We start from the raw sequence: 16,890 nt of genomic DNA on the forward strand, positions 1-16,890 counted from the left end.
TGGTGCGCACTGGGAAGCACTCCCCTTGCGTTTTTCGCGGCCATAATGGAAAGGTGGCTGATTATTGGGAGCTGGAAAGCAGTCGGACGCACTCTCAGTGCTTTCCATATGCTTCCCAATTCGAGGGGCCGCCTACATGAAATTCACCGAAGCCAACGTCAGGGCATTCAAGGCGCCAGCCGGAAAGTCCGACCATATCGAGTTTGACGAAAGCATGCCCGGCTTCGGTCTACGGGTGCGCAGCGGTGGACGGAAATACTATGTTGCTCAATACCGCATCGGCACGAAGTCTGGTCGTACCACGCTGGGCAACGCCAGTAAGGTGAGCCTCACTGACGCCAAGGTCCATGCGAAGGCCGTATTTGACCTAGTCGCCCAAAAGATCAATCCAGCGACCCAGCGGAAGAAGGCGGTGGCCAAAGCGGCTAAGACCTTCGACGTTTACATTGACCCCTTCCTTGAAGCCTTCAAGTCAGAATGGGCGCCGAAGTACTACAACGATAACAAGCGCGCGTTGAACGTCCACTTCAAGGCGCTCCACGGCATGCCGCTGGACGACATACAGATTACTGACGTCGCCCTACAACTGGCGGAAATCCGCAAGACGGGCACAACTACTATGAACCGCGCTCGTTCCGCTCTGTCCAAATTCTTCAATTGGGCGATCGGTGAAGGCCACTGCACCCATAATCCAGTCGACAAGACGAACAAGGCTCCAGAGGTTCAACGCGACCGCGAACTAAGTGCTAGCGAACTGCAGCGTCTTTGGACCGCTCTAGCCAGCGACGTGTTTTCCGACGACGAACGCGACGTCCTTAAGCTTATGGTGTTGACCCTGCAGCGTGAGAGCCAAATTGGCGGCATGCGGGTGTCGGAAATCAATCTCGCTGAGAAGCGAGTCGAGTTTCCGAAGAGCCGCGTCAAGAACAAGAAGGGCGGAAAGCACATCATCCCGCTCGCCCCGCTTGCTTACGAAATAATATCGTCACGCAAGCTTGACGATCGAACGATGGTATTTGGCAGGTGGGACACTGGCTTTGCCAATTACACGCACATGAAAGAGAAGCTCGACGAAATTGTGAAATTCAACGAGCCGTGGATTCTCCACGATCTTAGGCGCACCGGCAAAACCAAAATGTCCGAAGACCTAGACGTGATGGGTGAAGTTTCGGAGTCGATTCTGAACCACTCAAAGAAGGACATGGATCGCGTGTACAACAACGCGAACTATCTCCGTCAGAAGCTTGCCGCGCTGACCAAATGGGAGGAACATGTGATAAAGGCCGTGAAGGCAGGCTGAACATGGACCGCAAATCGCGTATCGTCTGGCTTCGCAACTCATCTTAGAGTTCGGGCGTGGAGACAAAGTATGTCTTGGCTGAAGGATTTATTTTCTCCCTCAAACCTGTGGACGATTGTACAATACGTTTGCCCGCCAGCGGCGGCCCTCGTGAGCGCGTGGCTTTCATGGTTCAAGGGTCTTCCGCCATCCGTCATCATGGGCCTGGCATTTGTCGCGGCCGCTTGTGCAATCATCATTCTGGATGGGTCGAAGAAATGGCTCGACCGACGCAATTCGCACTTGTTGCGCATAGCCGAACTCGAAGACCAACTTCGTGCCAAGATCAAGGTCGTCAATTTCCAATGCGGGTTTCTTCCGCTCATGGACAGTCGCGTTTTTGAATTTGAGATCAAGAACGATTCGGGAGACGACCTGCAGAACTGCTTAGCGGTAATCACAGACATGAGGCCGATTCGATCGTCTGGCCCGCACGGCAACCAAGTCGACGACATGACCACCATCTATAAACCGAATCTTCCACTACCTCTGCGGACTGCAAGAAATCGAGAGAGAGATGGCGGCGGCCCGTTTCATCTTAGGCCCGGACAAACAAAAAAGATCAGCGTCTGTGCCCGTAAAGACGGAGACCCAACACTACAAATGTTCTTCGAGCCGGGCAAAGACGAGTACATGTATTACATCCCCGGCTTTAAGAGTTGTGACCTGGAGGTCACGATATACGGGACCCGCACGCCGACAGTCGCGAATTTCCGATTGACCTTGAATGCTCGTGACGAATTGATCGTCACCTACGATGGGAGGGCACCGGACCCGAATAGCGGGCCAGTCAGTATTCCCGCCGACTTCATCAGAACTTCGCAATTCGGTTCTGCGAAACCGGCCCGGCCCAACATTATCTATGAGTACGAAGTAGCCGAACGGAAGTTGGAAGGCACGCCACTCGCGTGGGCAGCAATTCCGCATCTTCGTTGGTCACCGCGAGGTGATGGCGGGAGAGACATTATTTCAATCAACATCGAAGGGAAGAATATTGGCGACACAGAAATAAAACTGAACAATGCATACTTGATATCTGGCATCACGGGAGTGCGTCTAGAGGCGACCATAAAGGTCGTTGATGGACGCAACGTAATGCTGGTGCCCGTCAGAGACGCGGGAGTGATTCCACCCAACGCTCAGATCAACCTATTCAGTGCCGAACTGAACGGCACCGACGGCATAGAAGAGTCTGAATTCTCAAAGCAATGGTCACCCTTTAGCTTCGTCTTTGAATTTGATGGGACGGAGCACCGCAAGGTGTACAGCCGCGATATCGTTGCGGCTTCCATTGACGAACAAAAGATCGAGCCGGCCGAACCGCACATTAAGCTGGGTGGCAATACAGGCTAACGAGTCGTCCACCGGTCCGCAACGCCCGGCTTTTTCTCTTGCGCTGCAATCGACCCGCCGATTTGCGGGAATTTCATCATCATCATTTTTGAAAAGACGTAATGACCAATACCAGAGAAGATTTTCATTTCTATTGCTCCAACCGTTTTATCGGCACCTCGTCTTGGCGCCAGGTCAAGCAAAAGAACTTCCCTCAAGACCCGCGCAACGATCGAGCAGCGCAGAGATTGCTTGAACTTGAATCCCAAATCGAAATTACAGACCAAATGTGGGAAAGGATCGCACCGTTTTACAACGAGAGCGACAGCCACTTCCTAGCTGCTGTAACCGACGCAAACCGTGATGTTTGCTTTCGTACGCATCCTGCCACGTTTGCGGCATGGTTCGACAACCTGCACACTAATCTGACTCGCGCTTGATCGCAGACAGATGAAGCAATCGTTAGCCGTCGGTTCGACGGCCACCGACCCGGGTTCTCTTCTGAGCCAATACAAATTGCTCCGTGCCGTCATTGACGCGCCGTGGGCCACGCGCTTGGATATGATGATTACCAGCCACGTTATCGACCGCTATTGGAGCAAGCACGGAAACGCCCGAGTCAGCCTTCGCTATCTGCAACAGGCCACCGCCGCGACTCGCCCAAATATTATTGCGTCCTTGCGACGTATCGTCGATCAAGGCGTACTCAGCATCATTCGGCAGGGCGTCGGTACCCGGCCAACGGAATATGGCCTAGAACTCGATTTTGCAAAAAACAATAAACCTCTTGCAAAAAACAAAAAACTAAACGGACATTCTGATAGCGGTTTCGTGGACAATACCGCTAGCGCCTCTAGAGGTTCTCCGGACGATACCTCTAATGACGGTTCTAGAGGTACTGCGGGCGATACCACTACTAGCGGTATTGTAGGCGATACCCCTCGCGGTATCGCTGACGATACCTCTAGCGCTTCTAGCGGTATTGCTGACGATACCGAATCCTACTTACGTAACCCGCTGACAAGCGGGCTTACGGTAAGTAGGAATGAAGATACCCCCGCCGTGCCTGCGGCACCGCCCGTGTCCGGCCTAGAGGCCGACCCGGCGGCTTCGGCGGTGGACCCGGGAAGCTTCGAAGAGCTTTGGGCTGCCTTTCCTCGCAAACACCATCGTGCCAAGGCACAGGCCGCGTACAGAGCGTTGGCGCCGTCATCTGCGCTGCATACCGACCTCGTGGCGAAAGCCACTGCCTGGGCTTCCCACTACGAGCAAACAGGCACCGAACGGAAGTGGTGGAAGCACCTACACGTCTGGCTCGCAGAAGAGCGATATCTAGAAGACTTGCCAGAGCCGTACGAAAACCCCAAGGAGGCGGCTATAGCCCGCAAACGAGAGAATGGCCCGCGCAAGGCCGGCAAGCCAAATGAGATCGGCAAGTCAGGTCTGTCACCGAAAACGCCGATCGGGCGGCATCTGGTCAAGATTGTTGCAAGTGAAATCACTGGCAGCAGTTTCAGCGAAGAACGACCGTTAATATTGGCGTATCGCATTGAGGAGGGAATCCACGAGGGCATTGAATTTTCACATGCCTTCAAACTTCTATCTGCCGACGAAGATGCGCAGAGCGAAGGTCAGGAATTCTATGCGCAGGTGCGGCATGCCACCGGCATACTAGAGCCAGAAGACACGTCGGATTTCCACGGTAAGACTCTGCTGGCTACCGTCAAAGCAATGGGGCGCATCGAGTACGCGGCCTTATAAAAACTGCAGGCCAACCCGGCTACAACCGGGTTGGCGCTTTCCGGGGGCCGTCGCTGGCGACAAGATGCCAAGAATTGCTATCGCACCGTTGAGTTTGTCGAGTTGGTAATGCCAACGGGCTTCCCAGCCTTGATAACATGCGTCGCAGTCGCACTATAGTCCGTGTTCGTAGTTCTGCCGATGAGCAGACCTGCGGCAACAACAAGGAACAGACACGTTGCAACAATTGAAAGAGATATCTTCAATTTTCCTATCGCCAAAAAGGCGGCGAACCAGGTTCGAGTAGACTCAACGTCAGCGCGGCATTGCGGCGCATCCGACGCATATCGGCTGATAGCGGATATCAGCTTGGCGATGTCCGCTGGAAAGGTTCTGCCCGACTCGAGGCGAAGAGTTTGGAGTTGATTCAAGCTGCGGATTTGGCTGGGTAACGCTTCTCCGACCGGTAACGCGGCTTGATTGAGTATTACGGGCACGACGGGGAGGTTAATTGTCATTCCGACCGACAATTCAAGGCGAACCCAGTCATCCTCGTGGTCGATCCTGCGCTTTCCGTCTGGCGTAATGGCCGTCCAATCGGGACCTATCAACGCTACGAGCACTTTGCATTCACGTAGTGCCTCTCCAATCTTCTTTGCGAAATCCGTTGAAGGCTCAATGCCATCGATGTCTCGAAAAACCTCCTCCCTGCCAAAATGGGAGCCGAGATGGTCGATAATCCGATCTACCAGATCGGGAAGATCACCCCTTCGGTAGGAGACGAATATCTTGGGCATTTATTGAGGCCCCGGCCAGTGGATGGAAACACTATACGCCACGGACAAGGACAACCAAAGATGGATTCTTGCCGAGAGGCCGGTCTACTCCTTGCTTCGTTCGCCGCTCATCAATCAACGATATCTTTGGAGCGACTTTCGCGCGAAAAAACGCATTTAGATCGCAAGCGTCGGTTTTGCGTGAGGCCACCAAAAGGTGATCCCGAGGCTCTCCTAAACCTGCACTCATTGGCGGCCGAGACAGTCGGCTACCGGATAGTTACGGTGATATGCGCCTGCCCCCGCCGAAAGTATTCGCCTTTATTCAGTCGTATTTCGAAACGCCAATACTGGAAAAACGCCTGTAATAAACGTTAGCTTTATCAACGATATACCTTGGTGCGGTCACTTCAACTTGCTTTTTGTACATTTCTGTGCGCATAATGTAGTTGCCTGCCGAAGGTGTCTCAAGGACACCGACACCCGCCCCTTCGGCGGGTTTTTTATTGCCTTAACGCCAGCGCTCGGCTGACCGCCCGTGCGTCTGGCTATTTTTTTTGAATTCGAACTCCGCAACTTTTTAAACTGGACTCCATTATGACGCGCACCGTCGCGACGATGGTCCGCGCCATTATTGACCGGACCAACTTATCAAGAACCAAAGTCGAGCAAACGGCACGCGAGGTTCAGAACGCTGGCCTTCTGCAGCTTGGGCGCGGCGCCATCGCCAAGCCGATCGACCTGGCCAACATCCTCCTCGCCCTTGCCGCCGACAAGGTTCGCCAGGCGCCAGCGACCGTGAATCAATATTCGGGCCTCACGCGGCTTGTTGAAGCCGAACACGACAAGGCCGGCGACGCGATTGAGGCATGGGTCACTAGCATATGGGCTGGCGACCGCGATGAAGCCGAGAGGACCCTACGCATTGTGCAGACGTGGCCGGAAGTCATTCTGCATGATCGCGACGGTCACGGTGAGCATTTCTATGCCGATGGTACCATCTTCGAACAGCACGCCCTGTTGGCCGTCCGACGCTCTATTGAGATTCCCGGCCGTGTAGTTGCGCAGATCGGCGCCGACCTTGGAATTCGAGGCGCCGCGTATGCAGCTTAATCCCCTCAGGTGGTTTGGGACCAAGTCTGCGACGTACGACCTTAGCGACCCGCTCCTAGCTGCGATATTCGGCCAGGGAGTTTCTACTCTCTCCGGTGTCAACGTCGGCCCGGAAACAGCGCTTCGTGTTCCTGCCGTGAACGCTGCGGTGCGTGTTATCGCCGAGTCGGTGGCTTCGCTGCCGGTCAATATCTTGAAGGGCAACGGCACCGCCAAGACCGTGGCAAAGGATCATCCACTTTACCGGCTTCTTTATTTCGAGCCGAACGGTTGGACAAGCAGTTACGACTTTCGCCTACAGATGCAAGTCGACACCCTCTTGCACGGCAACGCATACGCCTTCGTAAATCGCGTCGGCGGTGAGGTCCGCGAGATACTGCGGCTTATTCCTACGTCGGTCGCTGTAACGGTCGACATCAACAGCGGTGAGCCCACGTACGAAATCACCAATCAAGCTGGCGAACGGCGCAAATACCCCTACACCGACATCATCCATATCAAGGCGCTGTCAACAAACGGATTCACTGGCATTGCGCCAATTCAGAGCGCACGTGAAGCAATCGCGCTGGCTCTGGCGCTAGAAGGCCACGCGGCACGGCTCATGGGCAACGCGGCACGGCCTGGCGGAATCCTAAAATTTAAGGGTCAGAAGCTCACCAAGGAACAGCTAGAGCGCATCAAGGGACAATGGCAAGCCAGCCACAACGCTGGATCTTCGGGCGGTACCGCTATCTTCGATAGCGAAACTGATTTTCAGCCGCTCGCGTTCAACAGCGTTGACATGCAGTTCGTTGAACTTCGCAGATTTCAGCTTGACGAGATTTCGCGCGCCTTCCGGGTGCCGCCTCATTTGTTGAGCGAGCTTGGCCGAGTCACCTGGGCAAACGCCGCAGAGCTGGGACGAAACTTTATCGACTTTACGCTTGGACCGTGGCTCGTGAACTGGACCGGCGCTTTGAGCCGATCACTTCTGACAACAGAAGAGCGAATCGACACGTTCATTGCATTTGATACGTCGGAACTCACAGCGGCCAACCTCCAGGACCGCACAACCGCAATGGTGAAGGCCGTCGGCGGCCCCTATCTTCTCGCAAACGAGGCTCGTGCGCTTGAAAACCGCGCACCGATTGCGGGTGGCGAGACCCTAAACGAACCAGTTGGCGCAGCACCAAATGCAGCCAACGATAACAACGCGCCGGAGAAACAAGCGGCATGACCACCACCAAGGAAACAGGCGACTGTTTCGAATTCGATATTAAAGCCGTCGCGGAAGACGGCACTTTCACCGGCTATGCCAGCTTGTTTGGACTCACCGATCTTGGCGGAGATTCTGTTCAGCCAGGCGCCTTCACTAAGAGCCTGAAAAGCAAGCCGGCCGCCAAAGTGAAAATGCTTCGCGGTCATGACACGTCAGAACCTATCGGAGTATGGACGAAGATCGAGGAAGACTCGCGCGGCCTCAAGGCCACAGGTCAGTTGATCCTCGAAACAGTCAAAGGTCGCGAGACTTACGCCCTGCTCAAAGCCGGTGCGTTGGATGGTCTTTCGATTGGCTACCGAACCAAGAAAGAAAGCTACGATCAAACCAAAAAAGTTCGATTGCTGAACGAACTTGAACTTCACGAAATTTCGGTCGTCACGTTTCCAATGCTGCCCAGTGCGACCATTAGTCGTGTGAAGCACACGGATTTTTCTCGCCTTTTACAGGCAATCAACCGGGCTACTGCTGCCCTACATTAGGACTACATTTTTGAACACGAATTCATTGCGACTTGAGACCAAGAGCGAAGGTGACGAAACCAAGGCGATTGAAACCGCTCTTGCCAATATGACGGCTGCGTTTGAGGCAAACAAGAAGACCGCCAACGACAACGAGGCCGCGCTTAAGAAGCGGATTGACGATCTAGAACTGAAACTCAACCGCCCCGGCTCGCACGCCAACGACAACAAGGAACCGACAGCCGAAACCAAGGCGTTTGAGAAATTCATTCGACGCGGCCCTGAAGCCTTGGGTGAGGAAGCTAAGTCGCTCCGCGTGTCCGACAACACGGCTGGCGGTTACCTGGCGCCTGACCAGTTCAATACAGAACTCGATCGTAACGTCGTCCTATATTCGCCTGTTCGTCAGGTGGCTCGCGTACTGCCGACTGGCTCGCCTGCCGTGATTTGGCCCAAGCGAACTGGCGGCATGACTGCGGCATGGGTCGGTGAAACCGGTGCGCGTCCAGAAACGACCGTGACGTTCGGCCAGAACCGATACACGGTTTGCGAGCTTGCGGCCTATGTCGATGTTGCGAATTCCACGCTTGAAGATAGCGCCTTCGATATTAACTCGCTGCTCTCTTTCGAATTCGGTGAAGAATTCGGCTACGAGGAAGGTAAGGCATTCGTCGGCGGTGCCAGCCAGCTTTCACCCACGGGTTTCCTTTCAGACACCACGATCGCTTACACGCCCTCTGGCGGCGCTAGCAACGTAACCTCGCCTGACCCGTTGATTGACCTCTTCCATGCCGTGAAGGTGCCGTATCGCGCCAACGGTGTTTGGATGATGAATAGCACCACATTGAGCACGGTTCGGAAGTTCAAGGACGGACAGGGCCGCTACCTCGTAAATATTGCCGGACTGGACAATACCCCTGTCACGACGATCTTGGGTCGCCCTGTGATCGAAGCTCCCGATATGCCCGATATCGGTGCCAACACTACTCCCATCGTGTTCGGCGATTTTTCGCAGGGCTATCGCATCTTCGATCGCATCTCGCTCTCGGTCCTTCGTGACCCCTACTCGCAGGCCACCAACGGCATGACCCGGTTCCATGGGCGCCGACGTGTGGCCGGTGGTGTCGGTAAGGCAGAAGCGCTTCGCAAGCTGAAAATCTCGACCACCTAATATCCTGCGCCGGGGACTCACCTTCCCGGCCCCTTTTCTGTTTCATTTTCGAAGGACTTATTTTTGCGCGATCTCATGAATCAGGTGCACTTCAAGCCGGCATTTGCTCCGGCCGCTGCAGTCACCGACAACACCGCCCAGGTTTCCACCATTCTGGACGTGCTTGGTTTCGGCTCCGCCGTGCTGGCACTTGTCACAGGCACTTTGACGGATGCGGACGCGACGTTCGCCCTGACAATCAGTGAATCGAACGATCCCGCGATGGCCGGCGCGAACGCAGTTGCTGCAACCGATTTGACCGGAACGCCAGCGTTAGCGAGCTTCACGTTTGCTGACGATATCGAATGCCGCAAGATCGGCTACATCGGATCGAAGCGATACATTCAGGCGACGATCACCCCTTCCAACAATACAGGCAATCTGTTTGTTGCGGGCATGTGGGTTCAGGGTAATCCGGCTAGTTCGCCTACGCCGAACCCGCCTCAGTAGTAATCTAATTCGAGGGAAGGCAAAGGGCTAAGGATAGCCCGGGTCATCCGCCCTCGACCTGTGTAACCGGGTGGCTCAGATATCCAACAACCACAGAGCGAGTCTCAAATCCTCGCCGAGCGGTCACGGCTAGTGCGTCATCCCCGCACTAGCCATCACTACGCGTAGAATCGTCAACGGGCTTAATACTGTCGCTTGCCCGGCGTGTCGTCTGGCCGTCGTAGTCGCCAGTGCCGTCGTTCTCTATCCCACACCACCGTATCTCGTGTTAGGTGACGAAACGCCGCCAGGACCAACTTGTCTATGGCGAGATTGAAGTTGGCGTTTCGGTAAACATAAGCCTCGCCAAAGCGCCGTTGAATAGCTATCGCGGCATCGTTCTGGCGAAAGCCATCTGGCTCACGCTTTAGCAACTCGGCTAGCATCCAGTCCGCCACATCCGTAGGTGTTGCCATCATCATCCCGGTCGACAATCCGTATCACCGATACCACGCATTTCGACACTCTCAACGGCAAACCTAATGAAGCACGCACGCATCTGCCCGTGTGGTTTCCGCGTGGCCGGTGGTGCGCTTTGCGCATGCCAGCAACGAAGGCGGGCAGCACGGCCCAGCGCGAGCCAGCGAGGCTATGGCACGGACTGGCAGGTTCTAAGGGCCGCTACGCCGCACACGCCCTGTGCGGCTTGCTCTAGGCCATGGAAGCCCGGTTTCCACCTGGACCACAAGCTAGCCCGCAATGCTGGCGGTACCGATGAGCCGAGCAACCTGCATTGGCTCTGTCATCCATGCCACTCGCGCAAGACCGCTAAAAAGGATGGTGGCTTTGGGCACACCCCGGTACGGCTCGCCAACTTTGCTTAAAGGGAGCCCTGACCGCATGGGTCCAAAGTTCGGTATTTTGCCGAATTGGAGATTTCAGCCACCAGTCACAGGGGCAAACTGGTCAATTACGTCTTCCATGAACAAAAGTCCGTCCACCGACCAGACGCCGGGATCGGAGCCAGGTCCGATGACCTGAAAACGCGGACTTCCCGTTACACCCTTAAACGTTTTTGCGATTCTAATTGCATGACGAAAGGCCGATTCCAGATCGTTAAACTTGGCAGGAGGCCAAACATCCTCTGCACCGACCGTCACTACCGCGTATTCCGACATCTGGTTAGAGCCCGGCGTCATTCGAATTGCGAGAAAGCTCCACAATGAAAGGCCGCAAGCCTAACATAACCGCCCTATCCGGCGCACTAGAAACGGCACCAGCGGCGCCTAGGTGGCTGCCCAAGTTCGCCAAGGCTGAATGGGCGCGCGTCGTGCCGGCGCTCGTGAAGGCCAGAAGCCTAGCGACGCACGAACTATCCACCGTCGAGTCCTATTGCCTGGCCGTTGCTCGCATCCGCGAATCCGAAGCCGTCATTCAAAGGTCTGGCCTGACATACGTCAGCCCAACCGGTGAGTCGAAACGCCGGCCAGAAACAACATTGCTCAAAGAGAATATCGAGGCCGCTAGACGGCTCGCGGCTGAATGCGGGATCACACCAGCTAGTCGCTCAAAGAATAAAGGCGGCGCTACCGACGATGAAGACACCGACGAATTCGCTGGCATGGATATTTGACAATAGCCCCCTACCCGACCCTCACGGCTACGGCGAGCGTGCAGTAAGGTTCATCAAGGCTCTTCGGCACCCCAAGAGCAACCTGCCCAAGAAACAGTTTCAACTTGACCCGTGGCAGGAACGGATTGTTCGCCGCATCTACGGTGACACCCTTCCGAACAGGCAGCGGCGCATCAAAACCGTCTTCATGCTGATAGGACGCGGCAACCGGAAGACGACCCTCGCCGCCGCGATCGAGTTGCTGCACACCGTCGGACCAGAGCGCGTGCCGCGTGGCTTGGCGGTGTCGATCGCCAACGATCGCGACCAGGCACGGCTAACGCTTGATGAGATGGCAGGCATGATTGCCGCCCATCCTCGCCTGGTGGAGGCAACCCGTGTTCAGTCGACCAACAACAGGATCACGCACGAGAAGTCCGGCGCTCAGTATCGGGCCATGTCGGCCGATGCCGCCACTGCCCACGGGCGCACACCGAACCTTGCCTTTGTGGACGAACTTCACGAGTTCAAGAAGGGTGACCTTTATTACGCCATTACATCCGGTCTGAACAAAACACCCGGTTCGCTCCTATTCATCGCAACCACGGCCGGCGTTGGACAGACCACGATTGCGTGGGACATGTACGAGTACGCGAAACGCGTTGCTGATGGCACGGTCATTGACGACTCGTTCCTGCCGATTCTGTTTCAGGCTGCTGATGGCGCGGACTGGCGGGACGAGCAGGTATGGCGGGATACAAATCCTGGCCTCGCCCATGGCTACCCAGACATGGACGGACTACGGAAGTTCGTTCGAGAAGCCGAACACAGGCCGGCGCAGCGGGAAGTATTCAAGCGTCTGCACCTCGGCATGTGGCTTGATGGTGCAGCATCTCCCGCGTTTGACTTGGCAGTATGGGACGAAGGCAGCGAGACGTTTGATATCGCGGACCTTGAGGGCTGTAAGGCGTGGCTGGCGGCCGATCTCAGTAAGGTAACCGATCTCACCGCAGTGACGGCCTGCATTCAGATGCCGACGCCAGCGAACGACAACGAGCCGTCACCCCGGTACGCCTTGCACGTCCGTTCGTTCGCTCCGGAGGAAGGCATCCGAAAAAGATCGGATGTTGACCACGTGCCATACGTCCTGTGGCGGGATCAGGGCTATTTGAGCCCCACTCCGGGTGACACTGTTGATCTTAGCGTTGTAGAGTCCGCCATTCGTGAAATGTGCGAGCTTTTCGACGTGCAGGAAATCGCGTTTGACCGGTGGTCGGCACGGCAGATGATGGACTCGCTAGCCGAAGACGGCCTGCCCGTTGCTGAGTTTCCGCAGAACCTTGCCACGTTTGCTGCGCCTGTCATCGAATTTGAGAAAGCCCTATTCGAGCGGCGCTTAGTTCACGGTGGCAACCCACTGCTGCGCTGGGCAGTCGGCAACTTGGTGTTCATGGAAGACGCCAGCGGTAACCGGCGTCCGCATAAAGCGAGGTCGATCGACCGCATCGACCCGGCCGTGGCCAGCATCATGGCCGTGGGACGCGCAGCAGCGAATGCCGGCGTGTCTACATCATACGTTACTGAAGAATGGGCGAATGGATTGGCGTTCGCTTAAGTAGGTCTTCGACTCTCGCTCTAGTTGCCTTACTGAGGTTCTGTTGCTTCGCAATTCTGATGCTTACGGCTTAACTCCTTGATAGTAACTAGCGTCAAGTTCGCTTAGTCGCCCGCGCCAGGCTGCGCGAGCTCGTAGCGCAAGGAGGTTGGTCAAACTAACGCTTCCAATCGCGATATTTTAAAGCCTGCTGGCCAACATGATATGGGCGGTTCGTTAGGTTCATGATGATCGCAATTGCTGACATGCTAAATTTAACTCTTGGTAAGAGCGGCTGACCGTCCTCCCACTCACCAAACAAGGTCAGGCCAGAGCAGAGTCCTTTCACTTTTGGATCATCGAAGGACATTCTGACCCTGTGAGCAAACTCGTTTCTTACCTTTCTCAGAATCTGGCACTCCTTGAACTCGCTTTCTGAAATCAAACCCATAGCGTGGCAGGCTGCAATCCTGGCAGCGAAGGTGCCCAGTGGAGCGTTGAAGCCGCTCGTCAGAGCCTGACCACTATCGTTGGGAATTAGAAACGCCACGAGAGTGCGTTCTAGTAGGTCATCAATGAAGGCCGTAGCGGCCAATGCCGTGCCTCGCTCCGTCTCTTTGTTGAAGTCCTCAAGAAACTCCAAGAACTGCTTCATGTGCGGGTGCGAGACTTCAACGGGACTGAAGCCGAACTCTACCTGAATCTTCTCATCCTTTGGCATATGAACCTCAGCGCTTTGGAGAAGGGGCGCCAGTTTTAGGCTTCAGACCAAGAAGCTTTTCCTCCTCGTCAGGACGTATGGGCCTCCAGGTTAGCCGACCATTTTCGTCGAATCCCGTGCTTACATGTCCAAGATAGTGTGAGGCAGCGGTGCTGGCGCCTATCAGGCGGTTTAAATTGCCTTCGATAACCGATGTGGAATTTTGGAGTTCGAGCTGCGGTGCCCTGCTTTCAATCTGCCCTTTCAGTTTTCCTAGTTCGTTTTTCAGCGCGGCAGCTTCTTTCGTTGAGATATCCTGCTGTTCTTTCGCCAGCTTCAGACGCTCCTCCATAACGATCGCCCTCTCCTTTCCGACATCGTTCTGCGCTTTCAGCGCGTCATTCTGGGCTTTGCCCGCATCGTTGGTAGCTTTTAGTCCCGCTATTTCCGACTGCTGGACCCATTTGCCGAATCCATATCCGGCCCAGAGAAATCCAAGGTATCCACCGATGAGAATCGGAATGCTATAGTTGAAAAAGCCGGGTGCCGAGTAATACAAATCGACACTGGCCTTCAAAAACCTATCAACGTCCATAAAGTAGCCCTCAGGAAATATCCACCTTTCTACTACCACCAATTGAGCGCGGCTTATTCAAAAAGAGTTCCGGTGCCCCAGAGCAGACTCCGCATACTGGTCGATCGCCAAGATGATTGCGTGGACGGGCTGATAGCCCCACGCCGAAGGTGGTTTGTCGGCGTTGTCGTCGGACCACTGCATCGCCAACTCCGAACCGCCTAGCACCTTACCGGACAAGACAATGACAATGGGGCGGCCCGTAGGCCGCCGCTTCCCTCTTCCTGACTCTGGCTTGTTAATTGAGAGAGTTGGCGTCTACCGTTTGGGATCAATATGCGGGATAGAACTTGGACAGGCTGGTCTATGGTATCGAGGACACCGGAAGCCCTAAGAGAATCTTCTGCATTCGACTTCGGAATCTCAGAATGGAAATATCAAAGCTAGAAGCGGCGAAGCGACAGCTAAATTGCGCCATCCGACTTTATTTGAACGATGATGACCTAAGTTCGGTGATTACGCTGTCCCGCGCTTCGTTCAGGCTCCTGTGGGATATCTATCCGACTATCGCCAACGATGGTTTCGAGAGACCGCTTTCGAAACTTATTGAGCAGATTGGTTGGCACAAGTTCAACGCGATCTCAAATTTTCTAAAGCACGCGGACAAGGACCCGGAAGCACAAATGGAGCCGGATGAGGTTCACGCAAGGACTGGCATCGGGTTCAGCATCATCCTCTACAGTCGCGCTACAAGCACGTACTCGCCTGAAATGAGGGCGTGGGAAACTCTCATGACGCTCTCCGATCCCGAGGTATGGGATTCTCACCCTGAACCGGGCCATGAGGGCTACAACGACTTCAAGATTGCCGTCGAAAGATACAAGGCATCAACGCGGCGGGAGCGGCTTGCCATGGGCCGAAGTTATTTGCGCGAGTTCAAGCGTATGGAGATGAGGCCCACGCCACATGGGCGCGAATTCACGGCCTAGGAATCTGCCGTTGTGGTTGTAAGATGTGCTCCAAGTTTGGGGGCTCTTATGACCACACCTGAAGAAAAAGAGGTTCTAAAATACTTCGCGAACGTCAAACCGCGCGAAGAGGACAAGAGCGCCCTTTGGATGGGCGTTGGCTTTCTGCTGATCGGTTCATGTGTACCCGCCTACCAAGCGGTCCTGTGGCTTCAGACCGGCCATTGGACGCCGCTTCCGATTTCGTACGGCATTCAATTTCTAGGCTGGCACGTACCCTCTACAACGTGGGTTGGCGCACAGAAAATCATCGATTGGCTTTTTGACTTACCGCTATGGAGCATCCCGGGCTTTATGGCTTTCGGCTGTTTCTCCGCCTGGAAAGAGACCACCTAAAACCTTGCCGCGAGGCGTGGGTAGTCCTTCAGTATCGCGTCTTGGATAATGTCCACTTCGATGACCGAGTAGAGCTTCTTTGCTTGGGCCTCGTCACCAAAAGCCATGAGCAGGCCGATAATGAAATGCAAAGCGCTGTCGCGGTAGAACTCATCACGTAGCTCACGGGCCAGATTGGTCGCTTCGAGCAACATCTTTTGATAGCGGTTCAATTCGTATTGGCCGAACTCTTCTTTGCGTTCTTCCTTTGAAAAACCGGCGTACGCATCCGCACTCATTTTACCCATCCAGCAGAAGTGTTTTATCTTCACCACCTTTTCAGCTTCGTCGGGGAACTCTTCGACACGCGGCTCAAGCACTACGTCCGGCTTCTTTCGCCACCCAAACATCAGACGCCCCTAAAGTGTTCAATGGATTTCATCCTTCGTACTACCACGAATTGAGTGCGGCTTGCTCAAGGTGGACCGAGCGAAAACGATCGCTGCAACCATACCCACAATGATCGTTGCGGCACCAATCGCCCAAAGGCCCTCAGCGTTGATGCTCAGGCCCCACAAACTAACCAACAGCTTGTCTGACATGACCGAGTTTCTCCGTGGCGCGAGACGACATCGCGCGACTTAGCTGGCTTCGAGAGATTTCGAACTAACCCTTCGGATTCAAAGGGCGATTCAAGTCGTCCTTGCAGAAACGACAGTTACACCAAGGGAATTTTCTGACAATCCGTGGATTCGACGGGGGTCGAGACTCTTCGCGACTGTTGCGGTGTTGCCGACGCAGAGTTGCGAAAGCAAGGTTTTGAATCAGCGCGCAGATTCACGCGTGTCACAAGCGACAGTGCGATACGAAAAATTCTTCATAGAAAATTTACATTTGGTCTCGCGCCGATAATCTTCTCTATCGCCGTCCAGCGCTATGTGCATAAGTAGTTCACGCGTCGTCATTTTCCGCGATTACTTTTGCAGAGTAACCCTGCAGCGCAATTTTGCTAATGCTGGCAACCTGACTGCATCACCAGCTTCGGCCGCCAAGCGCGTTCTTGGGCTTGGGCATTTCCTTTTTGAGCCGATCCCGCTGAACGCAAAGATCATCAATTTTGGTATGCATCCGTCCAAGCAGCTGCTCGGCTGAGGCTGTCGAAAGACCCGCTCTCTGCAGCTGAAGAATCTCCCTGCGCTGGCGTCCGACCTGGACGCGCATGTGTTCGATTTCTCGCCGGATGTAATCGAGGTCTGGCATTCTCGGCCCCTTCGAAGGATCGAGATTGATAAGAACAAAAATAGAACATCAAGGCAAGTAGCCGAAAGCTTCATCTCTTCAGGATGTTCTGACTGATAGGACCGTCGATCCTACTTATTAAGCTATTTCAATGACTTAGTTGCTTTCTT

Annotated in this window: 21 protein-coding genes; 14 read left to right on the plus strand and 7 right to left on the minus strand. The window is 54.8% G+C overall.

What is annotated here, in order from left to right:
• The first annotated feature begins 136 nt into the window (after nucleotides 1-136).
• The 4 genes from JQ573_RS09835 (at nucleotide 137) to JQ573_RS09850 (ending at nucleotide 4,432) form a co-directional block, all read left to right on the plus strand.
• Complete coding sequence (locus JQ573_RS09835) at nucleotides 137-1,300, plus strand: site-specific integrase (RefSeq protein ID WP_212309759.1); 1,164 nt, start codon at nucleotides 137-139, stop codon at nucleotides 1,298-1,300.
• Between the two features lie 69 nt (nucleotides 1,301-1,369).
• A complete protein-coding gene (locus tag JQ573_RS09840; RefSeq protein ID WP_212309760.1) occupies nucleotides 1,370-2,692 on the plus strand; it encodes a hypothetical protein in 1,323 nt (440 codons plus the stop codon).
• A 101-nt stretch (nucleotides 2,693-2,793) separates the two neighbouring features.
• Nucleotides 2,794-3,111: a hypothetical protein gene (locus JQ573_RS09845; protein ID WP_212309761.1), complete on the plus strand. Its 318-nt coding sequence runs from the start codon at nucleotides 2,794-2,796 to the stop codon at nucleotides 3,109-3,111.
• Nucleotides 3,112-3,121: 10 nt separating this feature from the next.
• Entirely contained in the window at nucleotides 3,122-4,432 is a 1,311-nt protein-coding gene (locus tag JQ573_RS09850) for a hypothetical protein (protein ID WP_212309762.1), read from the plus strand.
• A 77-nt stretch (nucleotides 4,433-4,509) separates the two neighbouring features.
• On the opposite strand, the gene JQ573_RS09855 is transcribed toward JQ573_RS09850, so the two are convergent.
• A complete protein-coding gene (locus tag JQ573_RS09855; protein WP_212309763.1) occupies nucleotides 4,510-5,208 on the minus strand; it encodes a toll/interleukin-1 receptor domain-containing protein in 699 nt (232 codons plus the stop codon).
• Nucleotides 5,209-5,784: 576 nt separating this feature from the next.
• Between JQ573_RS09855 and JQ573_RS09860 the strand changes: the two genes are divergently transcribed.
• From JQ573_RS09860 to JQ573_RS09880, 5 genes are all read left to right on the plus strand, one after another.
• Nucleotides 5,785-6,300, plus strand: a complete 516-nt coding sequence (locus JQ573_RS09860) for a hypothetical protein (RefSeq protein ID WP_212309764.1) — start codon at nucleotides 5,785-5,787, stop codon at nucleotides 6,298-6,300.
• A complete protein-coding gene (locus JQ573_RS09865; protein WP_212309765.1) occupies nucleotides 6,290-7,516 on the plus strand; it encodes a phage portal protein in 1,227 nt (408 codons plus the stop codon). Before JQ573_RS09860 ends, JQ573_RS09865 begins: the two co-directional genes overlap by 11 nt.
• Nucleotides 7,513-8,040, plus strand: coding sequence for an HK97 family phage prohead protease (locus JQ573_RS09870; RefSeq protein ID WP_212309766.1), 528 nt, complete (start codon nucleotides 7,513-7,515; stop codon nucleotides 8,038-8,040). Before JQ573_RS09865 ends, JQ573_RS09870 begins: the two co-directional genes overlap by 4 nt.
• A 10-nt stretch (nucleotides 8,041-8,050) precedes the next feature.
• The gene (locus tag JQ573_RS09875) at nucleotides 8,051-9,190 is read left to right on the plus strand and encodes a phage major capsid protein (RefSeq protein ID WP_212309767.1); all 1,140 of its coding nucleotides are present in this window, start codon (nucleotides 8,051-8,053) and stop codon (nucleotides 9,188-9,190) included.
• A gap of 63 nt (nucleotides 9,191-9,253) precedes the next feature.
• Nucleotides 9,254-9,679 carry a hypothetical protein gene (locus tag JQ573_RS09880; protein WP_212309768.1) on the plus strand — a complete coding sequence of 142 codons (426 nt, stop codon included), beginning with the start codon at nucleotides 9,254-9,256 and terminating at the stop codon, nucleotides 9,677-9,679.
• A 182-nt stretch (nucleotides 9,680-9,861) separates the two neighbouring features.
• Here the strand turns inward: JQ573_RS09880 and JQ573_RS40900 are convergent, their stop codons facing one another.
• On the minus strand, nucleotides 9,862-10,140 hold the full coding sequence (locus tag JQ573_RS40900; protein WP_409363118.1) for a DUF6953 family protein: 279 nt from the start codon (nucleotides 10,138-10,140) through the stop codon (nucleotides 9,862-9,864).
• Nucleotides 10,141-10,200: 60 nt separating this feature from the next.
• Between JQ573_RS40900 and JQ573_RS40905 the strand changes: the two genes are divergently transcribed.
• The 3 genes from JQ573_RS40905 (at nucleotide 10,201) to JQ573_RS09895 (ending at nucleotide 12,885) form a co-directional block, all read left to right on the plus strand.
• A complete protein-coding gene (locus tag JQ573_RS40905) occupies nucleotides 10,201-10,542 on the plus strand; it encodes an HNH endonuclease (RefSeq protein ID WP_212309769.1) in 342 nt (113 codons plus the stop codon).
• A 338-nt stretch (nucleotides 10,543-10,880) separates the two neighbouring features.
• Nucleotides 10,881-11,291, plus strand: coding sequence for a phage terminase small subunit P27 family (locus JQ573_RS09890; RefSeq protein ID WP_212309770.1), 411 nt, complete (start codon nucleotides 10,881-10,883; stop codon nucleotides 11,289-11,291).
• Complete coding sequence (locus JQ573_RS09895) at nucleotides 11,254-12,885, plus strand: terminase large subunit (protein ID WP_212309771.1); 1,632 nt, start codon at nucleotides 11,254-11,256, stop codon at nucleotides 12,883-12,885. Before JQ573_RS09890 ends, JQ573_RS09895 begins: the two co-directional genes overlap by 38 nt.
• A gap of 157 nt (nucleotides 12,886-13,042) precedes the next feature.
• Here the strand turns inward: JQ573_RS09895 and JQ573_RS09900 are convergent, their stop codons facing one another.
• Together JQ573_RS09900 and JQ573_RS09905 are read right to left on the minus strand one after the other, a co-directional pair.
• Complete coding sequence (locus JQ573_RS09900; RefSeq protein ID WP_212309772.1) at nucleotides 13,043-13,585, minus strand: transcriptional regulator; 543 nt, start codon at nucleotides 13,583-13,585, stop codon at nucleotides 13,043-13,045.
• A gap of 7 nt (nucleotides 13,586-13,592) precedes the next feature.
• Nucleotides 13,593-14,159 (minus strand): hypothetical protein, encoded by a 567-nt coding sequence (locus tag JQ573_RS09905; RefSeq protein WP_212309773.1) that lies wholly within the window; start codon nucleotides 14,157-14,159, stop codon nucleotides 13,593-13,595.
• Between the two features lie 407 nt (nucleotides 14,160-14,566).
• Between JQ573_RS09905 and JQ573_RS09910 the strand changes: the two genes are divergently transcribed.
• A complete protein-coding gene (locus JQ573_RS09910; RefSeq protein WP_212309774.1) occupies nucleotides 14,567-15,127 on the plus strand; it encodes a hypothetical protein in 561 nt (186 codons plus the stop codon).
• A 48-nt stretch (nucleotides 15,128-15,175) separates the two neighbouring features.
• Nucleotides 15,176-15,502 carry a hypothetical protein gene (locus tag JQ573_RS09915; RefSeq protein WP_212309775.1) on the plus strand — a complete coding sequence of 109 codons (327 nt, stop codon included), beginning with the start codon at nucleotides 15,176-15,178 and terminating at the stop codon, nucleotides 15,500-15,502.
• Here the strand turns inward: JQ573_RS09915 and JQ573_RS09920 are convergent.
• The 3 genes from JQ573_RS09920 to JQ573_RS09930 form a co-directional block, all read right to left on the minus strand.
• A complete protein-coding gene (locus JQ573_RS09920; protein WP_212309776.1) occupies nucleotides 15,499-15,891 on the minus strand; it encodes a hypothetical protein in 393 nt (130 codons plus the stop codon). The two genes, JQ573_RS09915 and JQ573_RS09920, sit on opposite strands and share 4 nt — an antisense overlap.
• 18 nt (nucleotides 15,892-15,909) lie before the next feature.
• A complete protein-coding gene (locus tag JQ573_RS09925; RefSeq protein WP_212309777.1) occupies nucleotides 15,910-16,083 on the minus strand; it encodes a hypothetical protein in 174 nt (57 codons plus the stop codon).
• A 430-nt stretch (nucleotides 16,084-16,513) separates the two neighbouring features.
• Nucleotides 16,514-16,741: a hypothetical protein gene (locus tag JQ573_RS09930; RefSeq protein WP_212309778.1), complete on the minus strand. Its 228-nt coding sequence runs from the start codon at nucleotides 16,739-16,741 to the stop codon at nucleotides 16,514-16,516.
• Nucleotides 16,742-16,890 lie beyond the last annotated feature (149 nt).

The sequence above is a fragment of the Bradyrhizobium sp. AUGA SZCCT0105 genome (assembly GCF_018129565.1).
In the GTDB taxonomy this organism is placed as follows: Bacteria; Pseudomonadota; Alphaproteobacteria; order Rhizobiales; family Xanthobacteraceae; genus Bradyrhizobium.